The 20,474-nt window shown below is 60.7% G+C and carries 16 protein-coding genes and 1 tRNA gene; 9 read left to right on the plus strand and 8 right to left on the minus strand.

What is annotated here, in order from left to right:
• Positions 1-237: 237 nt before the first annotated feature.
• Both H0241_RS08340 and H0241_RS08345 read left to right on the plus strand, forming a co-directional pair.
• Positions 238-2,058: an extracellular solute-binding protein gene (locus H0241_RS08340; protein WP_181056962.1), complete on the plus strand. Its 1,821-nt coding sequence runs from the start codon at positions 238-240 to the stop codon at positions 2,056-2,058.
• A 99-nt stretch (positions 2,059-2,157) separates the two neighbouring features.
• Positions 2,158-2,838 carry a DsbA family oxidoreductase gene (locus tag H0241_RS08345; protein WP_181056963.1) on the plus strand — a complete coding sequence of 227 codons (681 nt, stop codon included), beginning with the start codon at positions 2,158-2,160 and terminating at the stop codon, positions 2,836-2,838.
• 62 nt (positions 2,839-2,900) lie between these two features.
• Here H0241_RS08345 and H0241_RS08350 read toward each other — a convergent pair whose 3' ends face one another.
• Positions 2,901-3,272: a hypothetical protein gene (locus H0241_RS08350; protein WP_235984177.1), complete on the minus strand. Its 372-nt coding sequence runs from the start codon at positions 3,270-3,272 to the stop codon at positions 2,901-2,903.
• Between the two features lie 641 nt (positions 3,273-3,913).
• Here H0241_RS08350 and H0241_RS08355 point away from each other — a divergent pair.
• Positions 3,914-5,806 (plus strand): ABC transporter ATP-binding protein/permease, encoded by a 1,893-nt coding sequence (locus tag H0241_RS08355; RefSeq protein WP_181056964.1) that lies wholly within the window; start codon positions 3,914-3,916, stop codon positions 5,804-5,806.
• Positions 5,807-6,183: 377 nt separating this feature from the next.
• On the plus strand, positions 6,184-7,551 hold the full coding sequence (gene mgtE, locus H0241_RS08360; RefSeq protein WP_181056965.1) for a magnesium transporter: 1,368 nt from the start codon (positions 6,184-6,186) through the stop codon (positions 7,549-7,551).
• A gap of 65 nt (positions 7,552-7,616) precedes the next feature.
• Here the strand turns inward: mgtE and gor are convergent, their stop codons facing one another.
• From gor to rpiA, 3 genes are all read right to left on the minus strand, one after another.
• Entirely contained in the window at positions 7,617-9,008 is a 1,392-nt protein-coding gene (gor, locus tag H0241_RS08365) for a glutathione-disulfide reductase (protein ID WP_181056966.1), read from the minus strand.
• A gap of 108 nt (positions 9,009-9,116) precedes the next feature.
• Positions 9,117-9,743, minus strand: a complete 627-nt coding sequence (locus H0241_RS08370; protein ID WP_181056967.1) for a DUF2059 domain-containing protein — start codon at positions 9,741-9,743, stop codon at positions 9,117-9,119.
• Entirely contained in the window at positions 9,730-10,461 is a 732-nt protein-coding gene (rpiA, locus tag H0241_RS08375; protein WP_181056968.1) for a ribose-5-phosphate isomerase RpiA, read from the minus strand. The genes H0241_RS08370 and rpiA overlap by 14 nt, the downstream gene beginning before the upstream one ends.
• A 158-nt stretch (positions 10,462-10,619) precedes the next feature.
• Between rpiA and H0241_RS08380 the strand changes: the two genes are divergently transcribed.
• The 5 genes from H0241_RS08380 (at position 10,620) to H0241_RS08400 (ending at position 13,688) form a co-directional block, all read left to right on the plus strand.
• On the plus strand, positions 10,620-11,303 hold the full coding sequence (locus tag H0241_RS08380) for a phosphoglycolate phosphatase (protein WP_181056969.1): 684 nt from the start codon (positions 10,620-10,622) through the stop codon (positions 11,301-11,303).
• Positions 11,304-11,431: 128 nt separating this feature from the next.
• Positions 11,432-11,506 (plus strand) — tRNA-Val (locus tag H0241_RS08385).
• A gap of 350 nt (positions 11,507-11,856) precedes the next feature.
• On the plus strand, positions 11,857-12,588 hold the full coding sequence (locus tag H0241_RS08390; RefSeq protein WP_181056970.1) for a DUF4145 domain-containing protein: 732 nt from the start codon (positions 11,857-11,859) through the stop codon (positions 12,586-12,588).
• Between the two features lie 54 nt (positions 12,589-12,642).
• Entirely contained in the window at positions 12,643-13,050 is a 408-nt protein-coding gene (locus tag H0241_RS08395) for a DUF6884 domain-containing protein (protein ID WP_181056971.1), read from the plus strand.
• Positions 13,050-13,688, plus strand: a complete 639-nt coding sequence (locus H0241_RS08400; RefSeq protein WP_181056972.1) for a hypothetical protein — start codon at positions 13,050-13,052, stop codon at positions 13,686-13,688. Before H0241_RS08395 ends, H0241_RS08400 begins: the two co-directional genes overlap by 1 nt.
• A 469-nt stretch (positions 13,689-14,157) precedes the next feature.
• Here the strand turns inward: H0241_RS08400 and H0241_RS08405 are convergent, their stop codons facing one another.
• From H0241_RS08405 to H0241_RS08420, 4 genes are all read right to left on the minus strand, one after another.
• Positions 14,158-16,851: a DNA/RNA non-specific endonuclease gene (locus tag H0241_RS08405; RefSeq protein ID WP_181056973.1), complete on the minus strand. Its 2,694-nt coding sequence runs from the start codon at positions 16,849-16,851 to the stop codon at positions 14,158-14,160.
• Positions 16,848-18,233 (minus strand): hypothetical protein, encoded by a 1,386-nt coding sequence (locus H0241_RS08410; protein ID WP_210284820.1) that lies wholly within the window; start codon positions 18,231-18,233, stop codon positions 16,848-16,850. The genes H0241_RS08405 and H0241_RS08410 overlap by 4 nt, the downstream gene beginning before the upstream one ends.
• 106 nt (positions 18,234-18,339) lie before the next feature.
• A complete protein-coding gene (locus H0241_RS08415) occupies positions 18,340-19,317 on the minus strand; it encodes a trypsin-like peptidase domain-containing protein (protein ID WP_181056975.1) in 978 nt (325 codons plus the stop codon).
• On the minus strand, positions 19,314-20,444 hold the full coding sequence (locus H0241_RS08420) for a hypothetical protein (protein WP_181056976.1): 1,131 nt from the start codon (positions 20,442-20,444) through the stop codon (positions 19,314-19,316). Before H0241_RS08420 ends, H0241_RS08415 begins: the two co-directional genes overlap by 4 nt.
• Positions 20,445-20,474 lie beyond the last annotated feature (30 nt).

Here is a 20,474-nt window from a genome sequence, read left to right on the forward strand (position 1 = left end):
TCCCGGGACCGGCTTCTTCGCGCCGTGTGGTCCAGCTACCTGTTGCCGAAATGAGGCAACAGGATGACTTCGGAGCGCGTGTTACACCGCATGCGCAGCCGAATCCAGCCCGGCGCCTGCGATTCTTGGCCGTGCAATTTGGGTCGTGCGATTTGGGCCGACGTATCTGGCCGGAGCGCGGCAGCGCCATGCTAGGGTGCACTCCGAATCATCAAGCCGCCCAGTAAGGAGACGGTCATGGGCCGCGTTCTTGTTTGGCTGATCGCCGCGATCTCGTTTCTCGCCTTTTCACTTCAGCCCGCGATGTCGGAGCCGAAACATGCCATCGCCATGCAGGGCGATCCGGCGCTGCCGGCCGACTACACCCATTTCGACTACGCCAATCCCGACGCGCCCAAGGGCGGCAACATCACTTATTGCGTCGTCGGCAGTTTCGACAATCTGAACCCGTTCATTCTGAAGAGCCTGCGCACCACAGCGCGCGGCATGATGGATCTCAACTACGGCAACCTCGTCTTCGAGCCGCTGATGACGCGCAACTATGATGAGGCCTTCAGCCTCTATGGCCTGCTTGCCGACAGCGCCGACATGGATCCCGAGCGCAAGTCGATCGAATTCCATCTCAACCCAAATGCAAAGTGGTCTGATGGTGAGCCGGTGACGCCGGAGGACGTGCTGTTTACCTACGATGTCTTCACCGACAAGGGCCGCCCGCCCTACAGGGATCGCATGAGCCTGATCGCCAAGCTCGAAAAGACCGGCGATCACAGCGTGCGTTTTACCTTCAACGACAAGGCCAATCGCGAGACGCCTCTGATCATCGCGCTGACGCCGATCATCCCGAAGCATGCCTTCGACAAGGAGACCTTCGACAAGACGACGCTGAAGCCGGTGATCGGCAGCGGTCCCTACATCGTCGACAAAGTACAGCCGGGACAGCGCATCGTGTTCAAGCGCAATCCGAATTACTGGGGCAAGGACATCCCTTCCAAGCGCGGCTTCGACAATTACGACAAAATCACCATCGAATATTTCCTCAACGCCAATGCGAAGACGGAAGCGTTCAAGAAAGGCATCTGCGCTATTTACGATGAGGGCGATCCGGTCAAGCGCGAGCGCGACATCGATTTTCCCGCTTACCACCGGGGCGAAGTGATCGCAGAAACCTTCGACACAGGAATCCCACCTGTGGTGACCGGGTTCCTGTTCAACACCAGGCTGGAGAAATTTTCCAATCCGGTGGTGCGGCGCGCGCTCGGCATGCTCTACGACTTCGAATGGGCCAACAAGAACCTGTTCGGCGGCAAATACACACGCACGATGAGTTATTGGCAGAATTCCGAACTGTCCGCGCTCGGCCATCCCGCCGACGACAGGGAGAAAGCGCTGCTGGCGCCCTACCCCGGACGCGTGCCGGCCGATGTCATGGACGGCACATGGCGACCGCCCGTGAATGACGGCACGGGCCAGGATCGCAAGGTGCTGAAGGTGGCTTTCGACCTGCTGAAGAGCCAAGGCTATGCCGTGAAGGATGGGGTGCTGCAGGACCCCAAGGGAAGCCCCTTCGGTTTCGAAATCCTGACGGCCTCGCAGGAGGAGGAGCGTTTTGCCGCGATTTATCAGCGCACGCTGGAGAAGATCGGCATCACGGTGACCATCCGCAGCCTCGAAGCCGACCAGATCCAGTCACGCAAGCAGCGTTTCGATTTCGAGGTGCTGATCGGGTCGAGCGGTTTCAGCAACTCGCTCTCTCCCGGCATCGAGCAGAGCTTTCGCTGGGGTTCTTCAGAAGCCACGAGGGAAGGCTCCTTCAATCTGGCCGGCGTTGCCGATCCGGCGGTGGACGCGGCGATCGATGCAATGCTGAGGGCGCGGACCAAGGAAGACTATGTCGCCGCGGTGCGCGTCCTCGACCGGTTGCTCATCTCCGGCAACTACATGGTGCCGATGCAGTACAACGCGCAGCAATGGCTCGCTTACTGGAATTATCTGGACCATCCGAAAAAGACGCCCATATTCGGTTATCAATGGCCGACCTGGTGGCGCAAAGCGAACTAAGCATGATCCCGAAAAGTGGTTGCCGGTTTTCTCGGACAAACGGAAAACCGTTTTGTCTAGAGATCATGCTCAAGCAAGTGTTCGCGGCAGGAGATCGAGATGAGCGAAGATAATTCCATTACCGTCGACGTGGTCTCGGACGCCGTTTGCCCCTGGTGCTTCATCGGTCAGAAGCGGCTCGACAAGGCGATTGCCGCTGCCGGCGACGTCGAGGTGCATGTGCGCTGGCGGCCGTTCCAGCTTGACCCGACCATTCCGCCCGGGGGCAAAGACCGGCGTGAATACATGATGGCCAAGTTCGGCAGTGAGGAGCGTATCCGCCAGATGCATGCCCGCATCGAGCCGCTTGGCGAAGCCGAAGGCATCGATTTCGCCTTCGACGCCATCAAGGTCGCCGCCAACACGCTGGACGCGCATCGCCTCATCCGCTGGGCCGGGGCAGCCGGCGAAGCCGTGCAGAACCGCTTGGTGCGCCGGCTGTTCCAATTGTATTTCGAGGAAGGCGCCAATATCGGCGATCACGCGGTGCTGATCGAAGCCGCCCGCGAAGCCGGCATGGACGCCGCCGTGGTCGAGACGCTGCTGCCAACCGACGCCGACGTCGAGGCGGTGCGCACAGAAATCGCCACGGCATCGCGGATGGGGATCACCGGCGTGCCGTGCTTCCTGCTCGAAGGCAAATATGCCGTCATGGGCGCGCAGGACGCCGACACGCTGGCCGACGCCATCCGCCAGGTCGCCGCCGCCAAGGCCAAGGGCGAGCTGGAAAAGACTGGTTGATTACTTGACCGTCACCTTGGCCTTGCTGACGAAGAAGCCATGGCCATTGCTGCCCGTGCAGGTCAGTCCTTGGTTGACGACTGGCAGGTAAACGGGCCTTTGCTCCAGCTGTTGCCATAGGCCAGCTTGGCGACATCGCTGCAGCAGCCCTGCTCGCCCGGATTCTTGACCAACGTCGCCGGCCCGTTCGGCCCGAGGATCACAGTGACGTAGCTGGGCTCGACGCGCGAGCAGCTCAGTTCCGGACCGCCATCCTGCGGCTCGTAGGTGCTGGTGCCACCCTTGGGTGTGTAGATGCAGCCGATATTGCCGGAGGGAGTGTTGAACTCGATTTGGCCCTCGGCGCTCGCCGCAATGGTCTGGTTGCCGGCATGCGCCAGAGGCAGAAAGGCAAAGAGCGACAGGATTGCAGGGGCGGCTGCGCGTGCAAGCATTGGGGAGCTTCCTTGTTGGAGGACCGGATATGCATGGGTGCCGGCAGTGTCGTGCAAGGTTCAACCGGCGGCGTATGAATTGTCAAATCTTGGTGGGCGGCAGCTAAAGCGCGGCTGGTCGAGCATGTCCGCTTCATCAGCGGCGAAGTGGTGATCGACAGCTATGACGCCGCCGCCGAGACCATTTCCGTGCGCTTCTAGGCTTCGGGAAAGGATGATTCAGGCAAACCCGAAGTGATCACAGACGGCAAATTTCCGGTGTCCTCGTCAGCCCGCAGTCGGAAAACTGGCTGATCGGCAAGGTCGATCGGTTCACGAAACCGTGAATCCGGCTTCCCCGAGGGAAGCTTTTCGCAAATCTCAGCGTTCTCACAAAACATTGAAACAAAACGGGATATTCGGCCTGGAGACGGCTGTCTCCACGCACCACCTGTTGCCTCATGGCAACGGCAGGTGGGCTGCCTCACATTCGCCGCGATAAAATTAATAGAAAATGATCAATTGGTGTTACTATCCGTAACAAAACTAAAAAAGGTTTGGGCGGGATTGTGATTCGGGTCGACAGACCGCGACGTTCAATATCGGCACTTCGGAACCGCGACGCCGCCGGTGGCCCGTCGCCCCTGACGCCAGTATCGTCGATGCGGACCTTCTGGGGACTGATGCGGGCCTACTGGTTCTCGGACCGGTGGAGGGAGGCCTGGACCCTCACCATCGTCATCGCTGTTCTCACGACGCTGCTCAGCAAAGCCGGGGTCTGGCTGGCCCTGATGATCGGGGAACTGACCTACTCGATCAATTTCTACCACGACGCCGCCAACACCTCGCCGCTCAGGACGACGCTGACCAGCGGGGTGCTCGTCATCGTCCTCTTTGTGCTCAAGGATGCCGTCATCGCAGGTACAAGAAGCCTTGTATCGGCGACCTTGCACCGCAAGTGGCGTGGCTGGCTGAACAGCCAGTTCAACGAAGCGCTGCTCGACGGCAATCATACCCATTTCCATGCCCAGCATGGTTCGGCAGACAGCGGAGCCGCCGCGCCGGACAATATCGACCAGCGTATCCAGGAATCGATCAAAGGCATGACGGGCGGAGCGATCGGCCTTGCCATGGGCCTGCTCGGCGTCGCCACCTCGCTCTATTTTGTCGGCGAGAACCTGCTTCAAACCTCGGTGGAGGTCAAAGGGCTGGAGTTCCTCGGCAGCTATGGCAGCTCAGTTCTGGCCTTGCTGGCGGTCGCCACCTACGTGCCGATCAACACTTGGATCGCAGTGAGGCTTGGAAAAGCCATGGAACGACTGAATGTGCGGCTGCAGCAGGCCGAGGGCAGCTATCGCAGCGAGTTGACGACCTTTCTGCGCCGCAGTTTTCATGTCGCAGCCTCCCGTGCGGAAGACGTTCAAAAGACCATGCACAACCGGCTCTACGGCGACATCGACCGGACCTGGGCGCGGTTGATCGTCGTCACCGTCGGTTACAATGCCTTCGAAGCGGTCCACAATTTCCTAGGCTATCGCATCATCGCTTATGCACCCGGTCTGGTCTCCTTTATTCACAACAAGCTTGACCTCAAAGGCTATGTGACCGGCGCCGAGATGATCAATCAGCTGATCGGCCAGTGTTCCTGGCTCATCCACGTGATGCCCGATATCGCAACGCTCAGAGCCAACAGCCAGCGCGTCACCGAATTGGCGAACGCCATCGAGAACGTCCAGCAGCCGCAGGAATTCTACAGCCAGAGCGGCCGCTCCGACTTCCACTATGCGAGCCAGAACCCGGTCTTTGGCCTCACCATCCAGAAGCTCGAACTGGCGCATCAGGGCGAAGATGCCACGCCGTTCCTGAGTGCGGCCAATCTGCGCTTCCGGCGCGGCGAGTGGACGTTCCTGAGGGGTGAATCCGGCTGCGGCAAGACTTCACTGATCAAGGCGATCAACGGCCTGTGGCCCTATGGCCGCGGCACCATCGTCTTCCCCGACGGCGTGAAGAGTTTCTATGCCGCCCAGGAGGTCAAGCTGCCGCAGGTGTCGCTGAAGCAGCTGGTATGCCTGCCCGGCTCCGAGCAGGACTATGGCGATGCGCAGGTGGCGTCTGCTCTGCACAAGGCCGGCCTTGGCGACTTCATCGAACACATGGCCGACGAAAGCCGCGAGGGAAAGATCTGGGATCAGATGCTTTCCGGCGGCCAGAAGCAGAAGCTGGTGGTGGCCCGCATCGTGCTGCAGCAGCCTGGGCTGCTGTTCCTCGACGAAGCGACCGGCGCGCTCGATCCGGATGGCAAGATCGCTTTCCACCAGGCGATCAAGGACAATTGTCCCGACGTCACGGTGATCAGCATCATGCACGAGGCGGTGGCGCCACGATCGGCATCGGGAGATGAATTCTACCACAGCGTGGTTGCGATCGCCGACGGTGTCGCCACCAAGAAGCCGCTTGTTCCGAACCTGCCGCGCGAGCTCACCACGATCCTTACGCAGCCGCGGCCGGTCGAGGACAAATGGATGCGTTTTTCGCGCCGGCTGAAGCAAAAATAGCAATCACACCAAACTCTTGCCGAGCCGCAACAGTGCGGCAACGGCGGCGGTCGATCACAGTCTCGCGATCCGACCTTCCCGCGCGCATTTTCCGCGCACTCTGCGATTGACTCGCCAAAATGCGCTCCTATGTTGCGCCCGCTCGCAGAATTCCAACCTACAGCGCCGCGCGTCACTTCCGACGCGCAAAGGACGCTGTAGAATTTTGAATTGCGCATGATCCTTTCCGAAAATCGAAACCGATTTTCGAGGTCATGCGCTAACCCGCGAGCAGAAAGGTCACCGCGCCATGCCTGGCGACAGTAGTCGAACGCAACCGCCGTCCGCCTAGACGTGACCTGATGGCTCACGTCCTGCCGGACGGCAAGGAGTGAGCCATGAACGAAGTTTCCCCCGTCGTAGCGGGCGACGATGCCGTCGCAATCGCCCGTATCCTTGCCAATGATCACGTCGCCGATGTCGTCGAGGCCCTGAACCGGGAGCGTCGCGAAACCGCGATAGAACTGCTTTGCGAAGTGCCGTTCGAGCGGCTGGTCGAGATCTTCGACCAGCCCGAACTCGACGGCGCCTCCGAACTCGCCGAGGCGCTGCCGCGCACCAAGGCGTGCAAGCTGCTGACCGCCATGTCGGTCGACCGCGCCGCCGATATCTTGCGCGAGCTGGACGAGCCGGCGCGTTCCGAGTTGCTCGGCGGGCTGGCGCCGCCACTGCGGGCAACGCTGCTTTCCATTCTCGGCTACCCCGAAGGCAGTGCCGCCTCGATCATGACGACCGAGTTCGTCAGTGTGCCTTCGGATTGGACCGTCGGCCGCACGCTCGACTACATCCGTAAGGTCGAGCGGACGCGCGAGACCGTCTACGCCATCTACATCGTCGATCCCGACACGCATGTGCTGGTGCGCTCGACCGGTCTGCGCCGGCTGATTACCGGCGAGCCGGACGATCCGATCCTGTCGGTGGCGCCGGACCGCGCGCCGGTGACGGTGACGCCGTTGACTGAGCGCGAAAGCCTGGCGCAGACGATCTCCAAATACGATCTGCTCGCGGTTCCCGTCGTCGACCACGGCAAGATCCTCGGCATCGTCACCATCGACGACATCATCGACACCATGATCGAGGCGACGACCGAGGACGTGCACCGTTTCGGCGGCATGGAGGCGCTGGACGAGCCCTACATGAAGATGAGTTTTCTCGCCATGATCAAGAAGCGCGGCGGCTGGCTGTGTGCACTATTCATCTCAGAGATGCTGACCGCCAATGCCATGCAAAGCTATGAGGGTGAACTGGAAAAGGCGATCGTGCTCACTCTGTTCATCCCGCTGATCATGAGCTCGGGCGGCAATTCCGGTTCGCAGGCGACCTCGCTCGTCATTCGCGCGCTGGCGCTGCGCGAGATCGGCCTTCGCGACTGGTGGCGGGTGGCGTTGCGCGAATTGCCTACCGGTCTCGTGCTCGGCGCCATGCTCGGCGTGGTCGGTATCTGCCGCATCGCGCTCTGGCAATATATGGGCTTCTACGACTATGGGCCGCATTGGCCGCTGATCGCTACGACGGTGGGCGCGGCACTCCTTGGCATCGTCACCTTCGGTTCGCTGTCGGGATCGATGCTGCCCTTCGCGCTGAAACGGATCGGCTTCGATCCGGCGAGTGCCTCAGCACCCTTCGTCGCCACGCTGGTCGATGTCACCGGCCTGGTGATCTATTTCTCGGTGGCGCTGGTCATCCTGCGCGGCACGCTGCTGTAGCAGCCTAGCCCTGTTCCCACCGCGGCAAGAAACCTTGCCGTGGTGGAGCGCTGTTCCGGCATGCATCAATCGACCCGCACGCCGTCCTTCACGCGGTAGGTCGGCTTGTACATGGTGACCAGTTCTTCCGCCGCCGTCGGGTGGACGGCCATGGTGCGGTCGAAATCGTCCTTGGTAACGCCTGCCTTCAGCGGAATGCCGAGAAGCTGCGCCATCTCGCCGGCGTCCGGTCCAAGAATGTGCGCGCCGAGCACTTTTCGCGTGGCGCCATCGACCACCAGCTTGGTCAGCATCTTTTCGTCGCGGCCGGACAGCGTGTGCCGCATCGGCCGGAACGTGGCGCGGTAGATCTCGATATCGGAATAGCGCTTGACGGCATCGTCTTCGGACAGGCCGACGGTGCCGATCTCCGGCTGGGAGAATACGGCGGTCGGGATGGTGTCGTGGTCGGGCGCGGTCGGATTTCCCTTGAAGGCGGTCTCGATGAAGCACATCGCTTCGTGGATCGCCACCGGCGTCAACTGCACGCGGTTGGTGACGTCGCCGATCGCCCAGATGTTGTCGATGTTGGTGCGGGAATACTGGTCGACGACGATGGCGCCGGTCTTGCCGAGCTCGATACCGACGCCTTCCAGGCCCATATTCTCGGTGTTGGGGATGCGGCCGATGGCGAGCATGACCTGGTCGACCGTCAACACCTTGCCGCCGGTGACCAGCGCGTCCAGACGCCCGTCCGGTCGCTTGCGGACCCATTCCGACACGGCGTGACAGAGGATCTTGATGCCCTTCTTTTCCATGGTTTCGTGCAGCATGTGCCGCAGGTCCATGTCGAAGCGCGACAGTATCTCCTTGCCGCGGTAGACCAGCGTGGTGTCGACGCCCAAGCCATGGAAGATGTTGGCGAATTCGACGGCGATATAGCCGCCGCCCTCGATCATGATCGCCTTCGGCAGCCGCTTGAGGTCGAAGACCTCGTTGGAAAAGATGCAATGCTCATGGCCGGGGAGCGCGGGATGCGGCGCCGGCCGTCCGCCGGTGGCGATCAGGATCTGGTCGGCGGTGACGGTGCGGTCGTCGCCCAAAAGATGCACGACATGCGGGTCGACCAGCATGGCGCGCGAGTGGAACGTCTCGCCGCCGGCGCCTTTGACGTTCTTTTCGTAAATCGCTTCCAGCCGGGCGATCTCGCGGTCCTTGTTGGCGACCAGCGTCGGCCAGTCGAAGCTCGCCTCCGGCACCGTCCAGCCATAGCCGGCGGCATCGGCGAAATGCTCGGGAAATTGCGAGGCATAGACGTAGAGCTTCTTCGGCACGCAGCCTCTGATAACGCAGGTGCCGCCATAGCGGTATTCCTCGGCGATGCCGACGCGTTTGCCGAGCGCTGCCGCCACGCGCGCCGCTCTCACCCCACCGGAGCCGCCGCCGATGACGAAGAGATCGTAGTCGTAACCGGCCATGCTGACGCTCCTTGCCTCAAGAAATGTTTGAGACAGGTAGGCTGCATGAGGCCAAAAGAAAAGCCCGGTTTGCACCGGGCTTTCTTGGTCCAGCGGCAAGGATGCCGGTTAGTTCTTCGGTGCTTCCGGCTGGTCGCCATCAGCGGGTGCCGCGCCGTCGGCCGGGGCAGCGCCATCAGCCGGGGCGGCACCATCGGTGCCTTCGGCGGGCGTGGGTGCGGCCGGAGCAGCGGCCTTCGCGGCGGCTGCCAGCGTCTCGCCGACTTGCTGGGCGAGATCGCGCGCCAGGCCGTTCTGCCAGATGTCGGCGGCCTTGACCAAATCGCGCGTCACTGTTGGGCCGCTGTCGAGCAGCTTCTTGCCGGCCTCGGAATTGTAGAAAGCGGCGATGTCGTTGAGGTCCTTTTCCGAGAACACCTTGGCATAGGCGAGTGCCGCTTCCTTCTCGAGGTCGGCACGGCGCGCGGCCAGCGCCAGAGCCTTCTCGCTGATGGTCTTGCCGATCAGCTCCTGCATGTCGGGATTCTTCTGGATAAGCTGCTGCTCGAGCGCGGCAGCCGCCTGCGGCAGGATGTTGTCGAACGGGTCGGTCGCGTGGATGGCGGCGACTGCGGCGCGCGCCGCCTTCAGATGCGAATCGGTGACATCCTGCGCAAACGCCGGCGCGGAAAACGCCAAGACTGCCGAAGCCGCCACGATGGCGGAGAATTGGCGAACCCGGTTATGCAACATCATGATCGGTAGAACTCCCTGGTTTTCGGGCGGCATGGACGGTTTGGATGCCGTCGCCGCCGGCGATGATGGCCGCTGACGCCAGCCCGATGAAAAGACCATGCTCGACCACGCCGGGAATGGCATGGAGAGCATTCGAAAGCGCTCTTGTATCCGGAATGCGGCCAAAAGATGCATCGAGGATAAAATGGCCGCCGTCTGTAACAAAAGGCTGGCTCCCCGTCATCCTCAATGTAACCGGGCCGGAAAGGCCGAGACTTTTGGCCGCTGCCGCAATCGCGATTTCGGTCGCGCGCAGGCCAAATTGGTTGACTTCTATTGGCAACGGAAACCGGCCGAGCGTCTCGACCATCTTCGACCGGTCGGCGATGACGATCATGCGCTCCGAGGCCGCTGCAACGATCTTCTCGCGCAGCAGCGCGCCGCCACCGCCTTTGATCAGCGTCAGCGCCGGATCGACCTCATCGGCGCCGTCGACGGTGAGATCGAGCTCGGGCGTTTCCTCCAGCGTCGACAGCGGCACGCCGAGTTCGCGGCAGAGGGCTGCGGTGCGTTCCGAGGTCGGCACGCCGATGACGGTGAGACCGGTGGCGATCTTCTCCGCCAGCAGCCGCACGAATTCTTCCGCCGTCGTTCCGGTGCCGATGCCGAGCCGCATGCCGTCGCTGACATGGGCAAGTGCTGCCCGCGCGGCCTCGACCTTCAACTGCCTCGCATCCATGCTTGCCCCGGAGGTTTTGGCCTGATTGTGATTTTTCTGATTGCGCGCTCCTAGCACTTTTGCCCGCCGGGTCAAAGACTTTGACCGCGCACCTGCTTGCCTGAAAGAAGCGCAGCCGCTATCGCCCTGCCTGCAATGCATCAGCCACAGGACAGATCATGACCAGACCGATCATCGTGTTCGACCTCGACGGGACGCTGATCGACACCGCGCCGGACCTGCTCGACAGCCTCAACCACAGCCTCGCTGCCAGCGAACTCACCGCTGTCGACGAGGCCGGCTTCCGCCGGTTTGTCGGCCAGGGCGGGCGGGTGATGATCGAACGCGCGCATACCGCGCAGCAGAAATCGCTTGGCGTCGAGGAGCATGACCGGCTGCTAAAGCTGTTCCTTGACCACTACACACTCAACATCCCCGGCAAGTCGCGCCCCTACCCCGGCGTGGTCGAGGCGATCGCCCGCTTCGAGAAGGCGGGCTATCTGCTCGCCATCTGCACCAACAAATATGAGGCGAATTCGGTGGCGCTGATCGAGGCGCTCGGCCTGACAAGGCATTTCGCCGCGATCGCCGGCCAGGACACGTTCGCTTTCCGCAAGCCCGATCCGCGGCATCTGACCGAAACCATCAAGCAGGCTGGCGGCGACCCGCACCGCGCGCTGATGGTCGGCGATTCGCAGACCGACATCGACACCGCCAAGGCCGCCGGCATTCCGGTGGTCGCCGTCGATTTCGGCTATACCGACCGCCATGTCAGAGAATTCGAGCCATCGGCGGTTATTTCGCATTTCGACGCGCTGACGCCGGATCTGGCGGAACGGCTGATTGCGGCGGCGGCCGGCTGAACGAAACGGGCGGTTGCGCAGGAGCGCCTGCCCTCGCCTATTTCAGGCATGGAAGGCATGCGCGTCGCCTTGACTTCAACGGCCTGCCTCCCTTATATCGCGGCTCGCTTGGCCTTCGGGCAACGAGCGGGCGATTAGCTCAGCGGGAGAGCACACCCTTCACACGGGTGGGGTCGCAGGTTCAATCCCTGCATCGCCCACCATCCAACTACCTGATTTTATTGGATGATTTGACGACTCCGCCCCTCACAAAGCTCGCTGGCGCTTAACCGTTTGACCTCGGTCTATTGGAATCTTGGCCGGGAAAACCCGACGCTGCCAGGTTTCTTCACCGCCGCAACCTGGACGTCGGCTGCCCAGAGGCGACGTGAACAGCCGAGCTAAGTCTGTTCTGGGCGCTATGACCGATACCGAAGTGTAGCTAGATGACAGCCAAGTGGTACGAATGTTGGTCGAAAAGCGCTATGGCGAAACTGACCAACCTTCGATACGGGTCGGGAGAATGTAGATTTAAAGTGCCGTGCTGCATCGAGGCTGACGGCGGAGGAAATCGATGGCGAAGCTTCCGGGATTTCCAATGATGGATGAATATCTAAAGGAGTTAAGTCGTCCCAAGTTGCTGTTCGCAAGGTTTCTGCAACCTGGCGGCAGGTGTCCACATTGTTCGATTCCCAATCCGGGGTATGAGCAAGCATGGTTCAGTTCCGCCCCGATTCAGAGAGCGACCCCGGGACAAACTGCAAAATGGGGTACGTATTTCCGCATGTCTTGCGGTGGTGGCATACTCGCCCGAGGAATCTGGTCTGATTTGAAGGAGACTGGAGAAATAGCAGTACTTATTCCGGCCGGACGTTTGGTTCACGACGACGTACCTGAACCGGTCCGAATCTTTCTGCAGCAAGCCATCGACACGCAACATGCACCGGACGCTGCGGCTTTAATGGCGGGATCTGCTGTTGATGCCATGTTGAAGACGTTGGGTTATGAAAAGGGCAGCGTATATACGCGAATAAACACCGCCGTTGCGGATCACAAGATTACTGAGAGCATGGGAGAGTGGGCACACGCCGTTCGGCTCGAAGCCAACAACCCGCGGCATGCCGACAAAGAGAAGCCGCATGTGTCTTCAGATGAGGCGTCACAATCGGTCGAGTTTGCTGAAGCGCTCGCATTTTTTCTGTTCGTTTTGACGGAGCGCATAAAACGAGGGAAGAAAGCGGCCGAAGCAGCATCTGCGCCGCCTCACACAGAAGCTCCAAGCCCTGGGAGTCCAAATATTCCATGACCACGGCAAGGCAGTTTGCATTGAGACGATTTAGGGATTGCGGTTGGGGGATAGATGAAAACCATCGTGTTGGTGTCCTGTGGGAAAACAAAGCACCACTCCCGAGTTTCGGCCAGAAACCTGTATCAGGGAAGCCTGTTCAAGAAATCCCTCGCCTACGCTGAAAAGCTCAAACCTGACGCCATCTACATCCTGTCGGCGAAGCACGGACTTGTCGGATTGGACGATGAGATCGACCCTTATGAAAAGACACTGAACAAGATGGGGCAGAGCGAAAGACGGAAGTGGGGGGCATTGGTTGCCAGTCAGCTGAGCCAACGCTGCGACCTCTCTTCGGATAGCTTTGTGTTCCTCGCAGGCGAGATTTACAGTAAGTATCTGCAACTATACATAAAAATCACCTCAAGGCCGTTGGAAGGGCTTTCGTTCGGCCGCCAACTAGCTTGGCTTGGGAACGCCTGATGTCCAAAGCGTGCGATATACTGCATCACAGGATAGGCTCACTGCCACGTTTCACTGGATCGTATAAGCCAGAAGACGTGCCGACGGACGGCATCTACTTCGTATTTGAAGAGGGTGAAAAAGCGCATGATGGCGACAGGATTGTGCGCGTCGGCACTCACACCGGAAACGGCAACCTTAGAAAGCGTATCAACGAACACTTGTACACGCCTAACAAGGATCGCAGCGTTTTTAGGAAGCACGTTGGAAGGTGCTTGCTCGCGTCACGAAACGACCCTGCGATTTCTCAGTGGGAACTCGACCTAACGCCAAGGCTGAGCCGTCAGAAGCATTTCACTCCTGAGCTGAAGGCCGCACTTAGCGTAATCGAGGCCGAGGTCAGCGACTACATCACCACGAAGCTGTCTTTTGCCGTGATAGAAGTAAAAGCTGGGCAAAGCCGGACCGACCTGGAGTCTTCGCTACTCGCCACCGTGTCTCAATGCGATGAATGTAAAGCGTCGGCGAGGTGGCTTGGTCGCCATCATCCCAATCGCGCAAGCTTTGGGGCTGTAGGTATTTGGAATGTCCAAAGTCTGAACGGGCCTCCGATGACCGTCAGCGAAGTCGAGGCGCTACCCTTTTTAGATGCTAGCTAACCACCGCTCTTGGAAGCAGGCGCCACAGGCGCGCTCAGCCGCGAAAAGCACGTTCGCCGTTCTCGACATCGCAGTGCCAACTGGCAGAACCGCCTCAACAACTGCAGCTCGCCTCTTCCCCACCAAAATTCTTCTGGGCGAAATTCAGGGCGCTTGAGTAGCTGGTGTAGCTCTGAAACTGGCAGACATTGGAGCCGTTCCGCACCTTCATTTGCTCGAGGTCCCAGAATGAGACCTCGATGCGGTCATCGGCGCAGTAGACCGTGTATTTTTCAGGCTCCAGTGCGCTGGCTTTCTGGAGACGGCAGGAATGGAAAGCGCGAAAAGTGCAAGCATGACGGCGTGACGCGTGCGCATGGTAAACCCCCAGAGTGAAAACCAGTCTGTATTATCGCCGCTATTTCTAAGCGGCGCATCGCGGCTTTTTGACGAACCGGCTTTCTTCCGGCAATCCGGGGTTCAGCCACGCCTATATGCTGATCCAGATCTCCAGCGTGTTGGCGCCGATAACGGGGACTGCCCTTATGGTCACCGCTTGGCCGGCAGCGGTAAGGTCGGCGGCCAGCAGTTCGGCGGCGCGGTGGTCGGCGTCGACGTCTGGATTGTAGCGAACCTCATTCTTGCCGGCGGCAGCACTCACCCGTTCTTCGCCGGGTTTTGGAATGCCCCAGCCCAAAGTGCGCATCTTGGCAGATAGGACCTGGGCGTCCTCGCGTGTCATGCCGGCGAACTGGACGTAAACTGTCTGCTTGCTGGCCTGGATACCAAGCCGGTCCTTCAACGTGTTGAGCGCATCGCGATCCTGGGCGCCAATGATCACCTGACCCTCAGTCGCCGAAATGACGAGATCGGCGACCGCCCGGCGCGCGCCGGCAAACACAGGCAACCAGTCGGGGCGGCTCCACAATTCGGTCGGAACCCCGAGCAAACCCTGAAGCACGTTGTCGCGCCCGGCTGATGTCAGTCCGGTCATGTTCCCGAGAGCGGCCATCTCGACAAGAGCCGCTACGATCTTGCGCCGTTCGGGCACCGGCAGGTCCGGATTGTTGAGGACGGCACTGAGTTCATCCCTTACTTGCTGCGCATCATTGCCGCTGTCGAGCAGCTTGACACGTTTGGCCAGATCGTCGGCCGCGGTTCCGTTCGGGCCTGCATTCTTCAGCGAATCCGTCCATTCGATGAGCGTGCCAAAATTGAGGCTAGTGCGTTTTTCGAGCTCGGCAACCGGAAGCCGGTACTGCTCGACGTTGAATGCGCCGGCAGCATCTCGCGGAACGAGGAATGCATCGACGACAAATTCCGGGTCCCTCGCCTCTCCTTTCACGGCAGCTGGCAAAGCAGAAACGGCGAGTTTCCAATAGGCATAGGGGACCGGCACGCCGTCGATCGGCTGGTCGGCCGGCCTGAAGACCGGGCCGCTGAAGATGGTCACCCGGTTGGCGAGCGGATTGTGCTGCGAGCGCACCCAGTTTTCGAGTGGCGCCCACAGATTGCCGTACAAAGCGCGCGCCTGCGGCATCGTGTTCGGCAAGATACGGGTATATTGCGCCAGTTTGAGCGCCGCCGCGACCGGATCACCTGCGAATTCGGGACCCCATGCAATGTCATTGGCGCTTGCCAATCGCGCCGGCCGCCAGCTTCGATCCTGGCCAAGATACCAGTTGAGATCCGGCTGCTCTGAAGTCGGTTGGCGGACATCGTACCGCAATCCGCTGCCGCCGGTGATCTGGAGGCTCACTCTTTGCGAGCGGTCCAGATTGACCGCTGAATAGATGGCCATGCGGTGACTTCGGCCCATGACCAGCGAATAGTTGATGTAGGCCAGCGGCGACGTCGAGACGTCGCTCGCCAAATCGCCGGTTAGCCTGGGCAAACCGATTGTGGCCTGGATAAAATCGGTCTTGTATCCCGTAAGGCCGCTGGGCAAGGTGTCGGTAACTTTGCCGAGCAGCGGTTCGAGTGCACTCTGCAGCGGTGCCGGCAACTGGGCGAGACCGACCTCGCCGCTCTTGACCTGACCAGCCAATTCCACAAGCACGGCCTGCCGCAGGCTGGGAGGCAGTTCGTCGATGGCCATTTTGCCAAGTTTGAGCTGTTTGATCACCAGCACGGTCGCGGACCGCAAGGTGCCCTGCATGGCTTGCTGCTCGGCGAGCCTTTTGGCGGCGTCATCGACACTCTTCCGCGCGACGTCAAACGCGGCCTCGGCCTGCTCGCGCGCACTTTTTGTCTCTTTAAGGGCGTCGCCAAGGGCTATGTTGAGCGCCTCGAGGCTCTTCGCTGATTCCTCTGCTTGAGCCAGCGCTTTGTCGGCAATCGAGCGCGCATCGACAGCTGCGTTTCTCTGGAGATAGGCGAAACAGGTCACTGCTGCGAGTATTATCCCAAGCGCGGCGAACACCAAGGTCAGCACTGTCTTGCGACGTTCGTGCGATTTCCTCTCCGTCTCCGCCTTGGCGCTCGCCTCGACGAATTCGGCAATGTCGGGACCCTGCGGAAGCTCCGCCGCCTCCTTCAGCGCTTCGCCACGCAAGAGATAGCCGGCGTAGCCGGTATTCTTCCATTGCCGGGCCTGGGCTGCCACGCGGATGCGAAAGCGCTCGGTCAGCTCGTCCGAACTCAGTTCGTCGTCCGATGCGAAGCCGTCGCCGGATACTGCACTGTCTTTGGTCGCGACGGCCACCGATTCAGGAACGGCAATGGCGATCTCCCCCGAATCGGTGATGTCACGCGATGCGGCCTCTTCCCCGACCGCAACGGCGATTGGCTCGGCGGTTCCGAGGCTGCCGCCGCCTGCGAAGGGCGCGAGACGCGCCGGACTGACATCGGCGGAGGTGATGCCGGGTCGCGTGACCAGTTCGGCGGACCAGTAGTCAAGGATGCGCTGCCCCGCCCGACGGTCTGATACCCCCGCAATGGTGCTGCCTGCGCGCTTCGCTTTGGCAAGAAATTCACGGATCGTTTGCGCATCGGGAACCGTGTTGTCGGCATTGGCGTCCGTCGTCCCGACGCCGACCTGATCGCTTCGGCTCATCTGGGGATCGACGGCTTGGTTACTGCTAGCGATCCGCATCAGTTCGAGATGTGCGATCCGGATGTCGCTCAGCGAGACAAAATCCGCCGATGTTGCGGTCTCAGCGCCTGTCGCTGTTTCATCGCTCATGGCCCTAGGTCCTCAATGATCCTGTGCAAAGGCGTGCTGACGCGGACGATCGAGGCGCATTCCGTTTTCAGCGCCAGATCGACCTGGACGAAGCGCTGCTGGGCCTCGTCCCGATAGGCTTCGAAGGCAAGGATGAAGTTGGTGTCGACGGTCTCCCGGGAGAGCTGGTCATTGACGTCGGTGGAGTAGTCGACGAGCGTCGCCCGCCACGCTCCAGCGGGGTCGAGGTCGGCAAGAACCTGGACCTTCATTTCGAGATTTCGCCACAACGGCGAAAACTGGAACGGCAGCGACTTGTCCGCCGCCGCACCCCCTTCTATCGGCTCGATCATATCGGTGAGGCTCGCCAGCTTGTTGTCGACGTCCTGCCACAGCTTGTGCTCGACGACGCGCGCATAGATCGTCGAGGACAGCACCAGGATCGCGTCGTGCGCGGCCTTGATCAACGGCACGGACGGCTCGTCGGCTGGTAGTTTGCCGGCTATCGTATCGAGGCCCGTGGCCAGAAGCCCGAAGGGCAGGTTCTTGGCCGTGACGAAAATCTGCTGGTTGAGCCGCGAGGGCACGACGCGCAGCACGGTGCGCACATCGAACAGCGCGTCATAAGCGTCAGGAGACTTGTCATCGATTGCGCCCTGCAGCTTGATCGCGGCCGCCTTCAAATCGTCGAGCCACGCCTGCTCGATGTCGTGAAGCGCCGGCCCCGCCGGCAGCTCCATGACCGACTCTCCGATCGAGATACAGAAGAGTTTCAATATTTTGAGGAAGTTGCGCAGGACGCGGACCTGCTCCAGGGAGGCGCCCATGTCGCGGGCGGCGACCAGCAGGGTCTGGAAGCTGCCGATGCCGTATTGAAAGCTCTGCAGGTGGTCATGCAGGTCCTTGTAGGTCTTGAGGACATCGATCTGGCTGGTGACATTGGTGAGGCCGTTGTCGGCGGCGAGTGCAGCCTGAATGTCCTTGGATTGCTGGTTGACGGCGTTGAAGCCGGCAAGCGCGGTGTTGACGCGATCGTCGGTGGTCAGGCCAGGCAGCTCAGGCGTCGGTTTCTCGCCCGCGGCGAGTTCATCCAGATAGGCTTTGCATATCGCGGCGCATTGCGGATTTTGCTGAACGACAGTGTTCATCAGCGGCTGCGACAGCTTTTTGCTCAACGCATAGTCGAGGATGTTGAACCAGACCGTGAGCGCTGCGCCCTGCAGGTTGATGGCGCCTGCGACGATCCCAGCCTGCTTGGTTACCTGCAACCAATCGGGAGGCAATGGGTAGAGATCAGCCAGTTGAAGCCTGAGGTCGAAATAGGCGCTGATCTTTGAACTCCCCTGGCGTTCGGTGTGGCTATCTCTTTGTTTGACGCAACTCCGGACGGAAAACCGCTTCACACTTTTCCCGGAGTTGCTCTAAATCCGTCACATCCGAAAGAATTCACATGGCATAGTCTCAAATCGTCGAGCATCCCGCCACGCCATCCATCTGCTCACGTCACCATTACGCAGGCTTGGCCGCGAGGCCCTGAATAATGGTGTCGATCGCGATGCCCTCGTTGCGATAGTATGTGCTCTTGGTAACCGCGTTGGGCTCGGTGAGCCAGCCGCCGCTGTGATGCAGCGCAATCAGGTTCCAGTCGGTGTCGAAGACGGGCGAGCCCGACGAGCCCGGCAGCGTGTCGGTCAGATACTGGACGCGGCCGCCGCCGACGAAGGCCACGACATTGGCGACGAACGATATCTGCTTTTGCGCGCCGCCGGGGTGCTGGATGATGTTGACATGGTCGCCGACCTTCACGGCCATGGGCTTCATGTCCAACTCGCCCCATTTGGAGGCATCGCCCTTGATGCACACGGCCGACCAGTCATTTTCCTTGGAGGTGCGAAGGGGCACGGCGGTGTCGATGCCGAATTCTTCGAATTGTGCGTCGAGCCCGGCAACAGTCCGCTGATAATTGAACTGGACCACCGCGTCCTTCAGGGAAGGGTCGTCGGGCAGCACGTGGTTGTTGGTGATCAGGATCCCGCCGGCGGTCATGAAGCCGGTGCCGGAACTGCCATCGGCACGCTTGATGCGCACCACCGATTTCGCCCTGATAACGCCGAGTTCAAGATAGCTGATCGGCACCAGCGTGCTTTTGTCACCGAGAATCTTTTCGAGCTGGCCTGGCGCGCCGCTCCATTTGGCAGTGGCGGGTCCTTCGACCGGTGGCGGCGGGGCATGCTGCTTTGCCTGCAGCAAGGCCTCGTCGCCGGGATTCTCAGCGAGCGCAAAGGCGATGAGGTCGTCGACCTTGGTTTCCTGCCTTGCGCGCTCGATGATCGAGAACCAGCTGTTGATGGCCTTGCCGTCAAAGGTGATTTGCGGTGCCGACAGACCGACACTTTTGGCAACACGCATACCGTCGCCGATCATCGGGTAGAGATTGGACAAAATCCGGTTAAGGTTCGTCAGTTCTGATTGCTCCCATTTAGTCATGGGGTTCCCTCCAATTGCAAGGCATACAGCAGGGCCGGTATTTTGCCGGCCCGCCGAGCAGCGTCGACCAGCCGGATCGATTCATCACCGACAGTGCCGCCTTGCGACCATCTGTTGACCGGCAATTCGATGGAGGTGGAGAGCCTGGCAAGGTCGGTTCGGTCCTTGCTCGACAATGACTGGAGCAAGGAATCCGTGGTGTCGTCGCCCTGCATTTCTTCAGCGAGCCGGGCTTCGATGGTGCGCAAGATGGGAGCCTGGCGACCGCGCATCTCCTCAGGGCTGACAAAGAGCGTCTCCCACATCGGCTGCACCAAGTCGGCGCCTGTCAGATAGACCCCATAGCGCTTCTTGTCGGTGGAATAGGACTTGAAGAACGTCTCGATATTGCTGCGAAACCGGCGATCGCCGGTCTGAGCGGTTGCGTAGACAAAGGCGTGCAGCTGCGCGCCGTCCTCAGAATATTCCATGACGGAGAAGGGATGCACCTCGACAGGGATGTTGGGAACGTCCTTCCTGATGATCTTGTCCGGATGTGTGATGACCAGGCAACCTTTGGCTACGCCCGCCACCGAAGGAAACTGCGCCGACCACGTCAGAGGCATTGCGCGCCAGTCGGCAATCCCCTCGATAACCTTGCCCTCTCCCAGGTGGTGATGTTCCCAGACCTCGGTAGAGATCAGGGCCGGCACACCGGCCGAAGCATTCATCGACCTAGTCAGCGTCACCAGACGATAACCCTGTTCGGACGGTGGCAGCCTGATCGTCCCAATACCGCCTGAAACGACTCGCGACTTGGCCAGCGGGTTCAGCGTTATGAAGTTGCCGACCTTGTTTTCGACGTCGCTCTGTCCGATCTGGCGTCGATCGGCAGACGCCTTCTGCCAGAATAGTCCGGGCACACGGGCCACCCATTCGGAAATGGCCTCCTCGATGATGGCGTAGGTTCCCGCGGTGCCGGTACGCCAGAACTGCTGGTCATCGTAATAGAAGTTAGATGAATCGTGTTTCCAGAACGCACCGTCCGCCTTAGTCAGCGGTTCGTCGACCAACTCATAGTTGGCCAATGTTTCACTGACCTGGCTGGCGGCCAGCGCCCTGACCAGCGCACTCTTCCGGGTGCCCATGCTGGCTGACGCCCAACGCCCTGCCCTGCG

The sequence above is a fragment of the Mesorhizobium neociceri genome (genome assembly GCF_013520985.1).
Classification (GTDB): Bacteria; Pseudomonadota; Alphaproteobacteria; order Rhizobiales; family Rhizobiaceae; genus Mesorhizobium; species Mesorhizobium neociceri.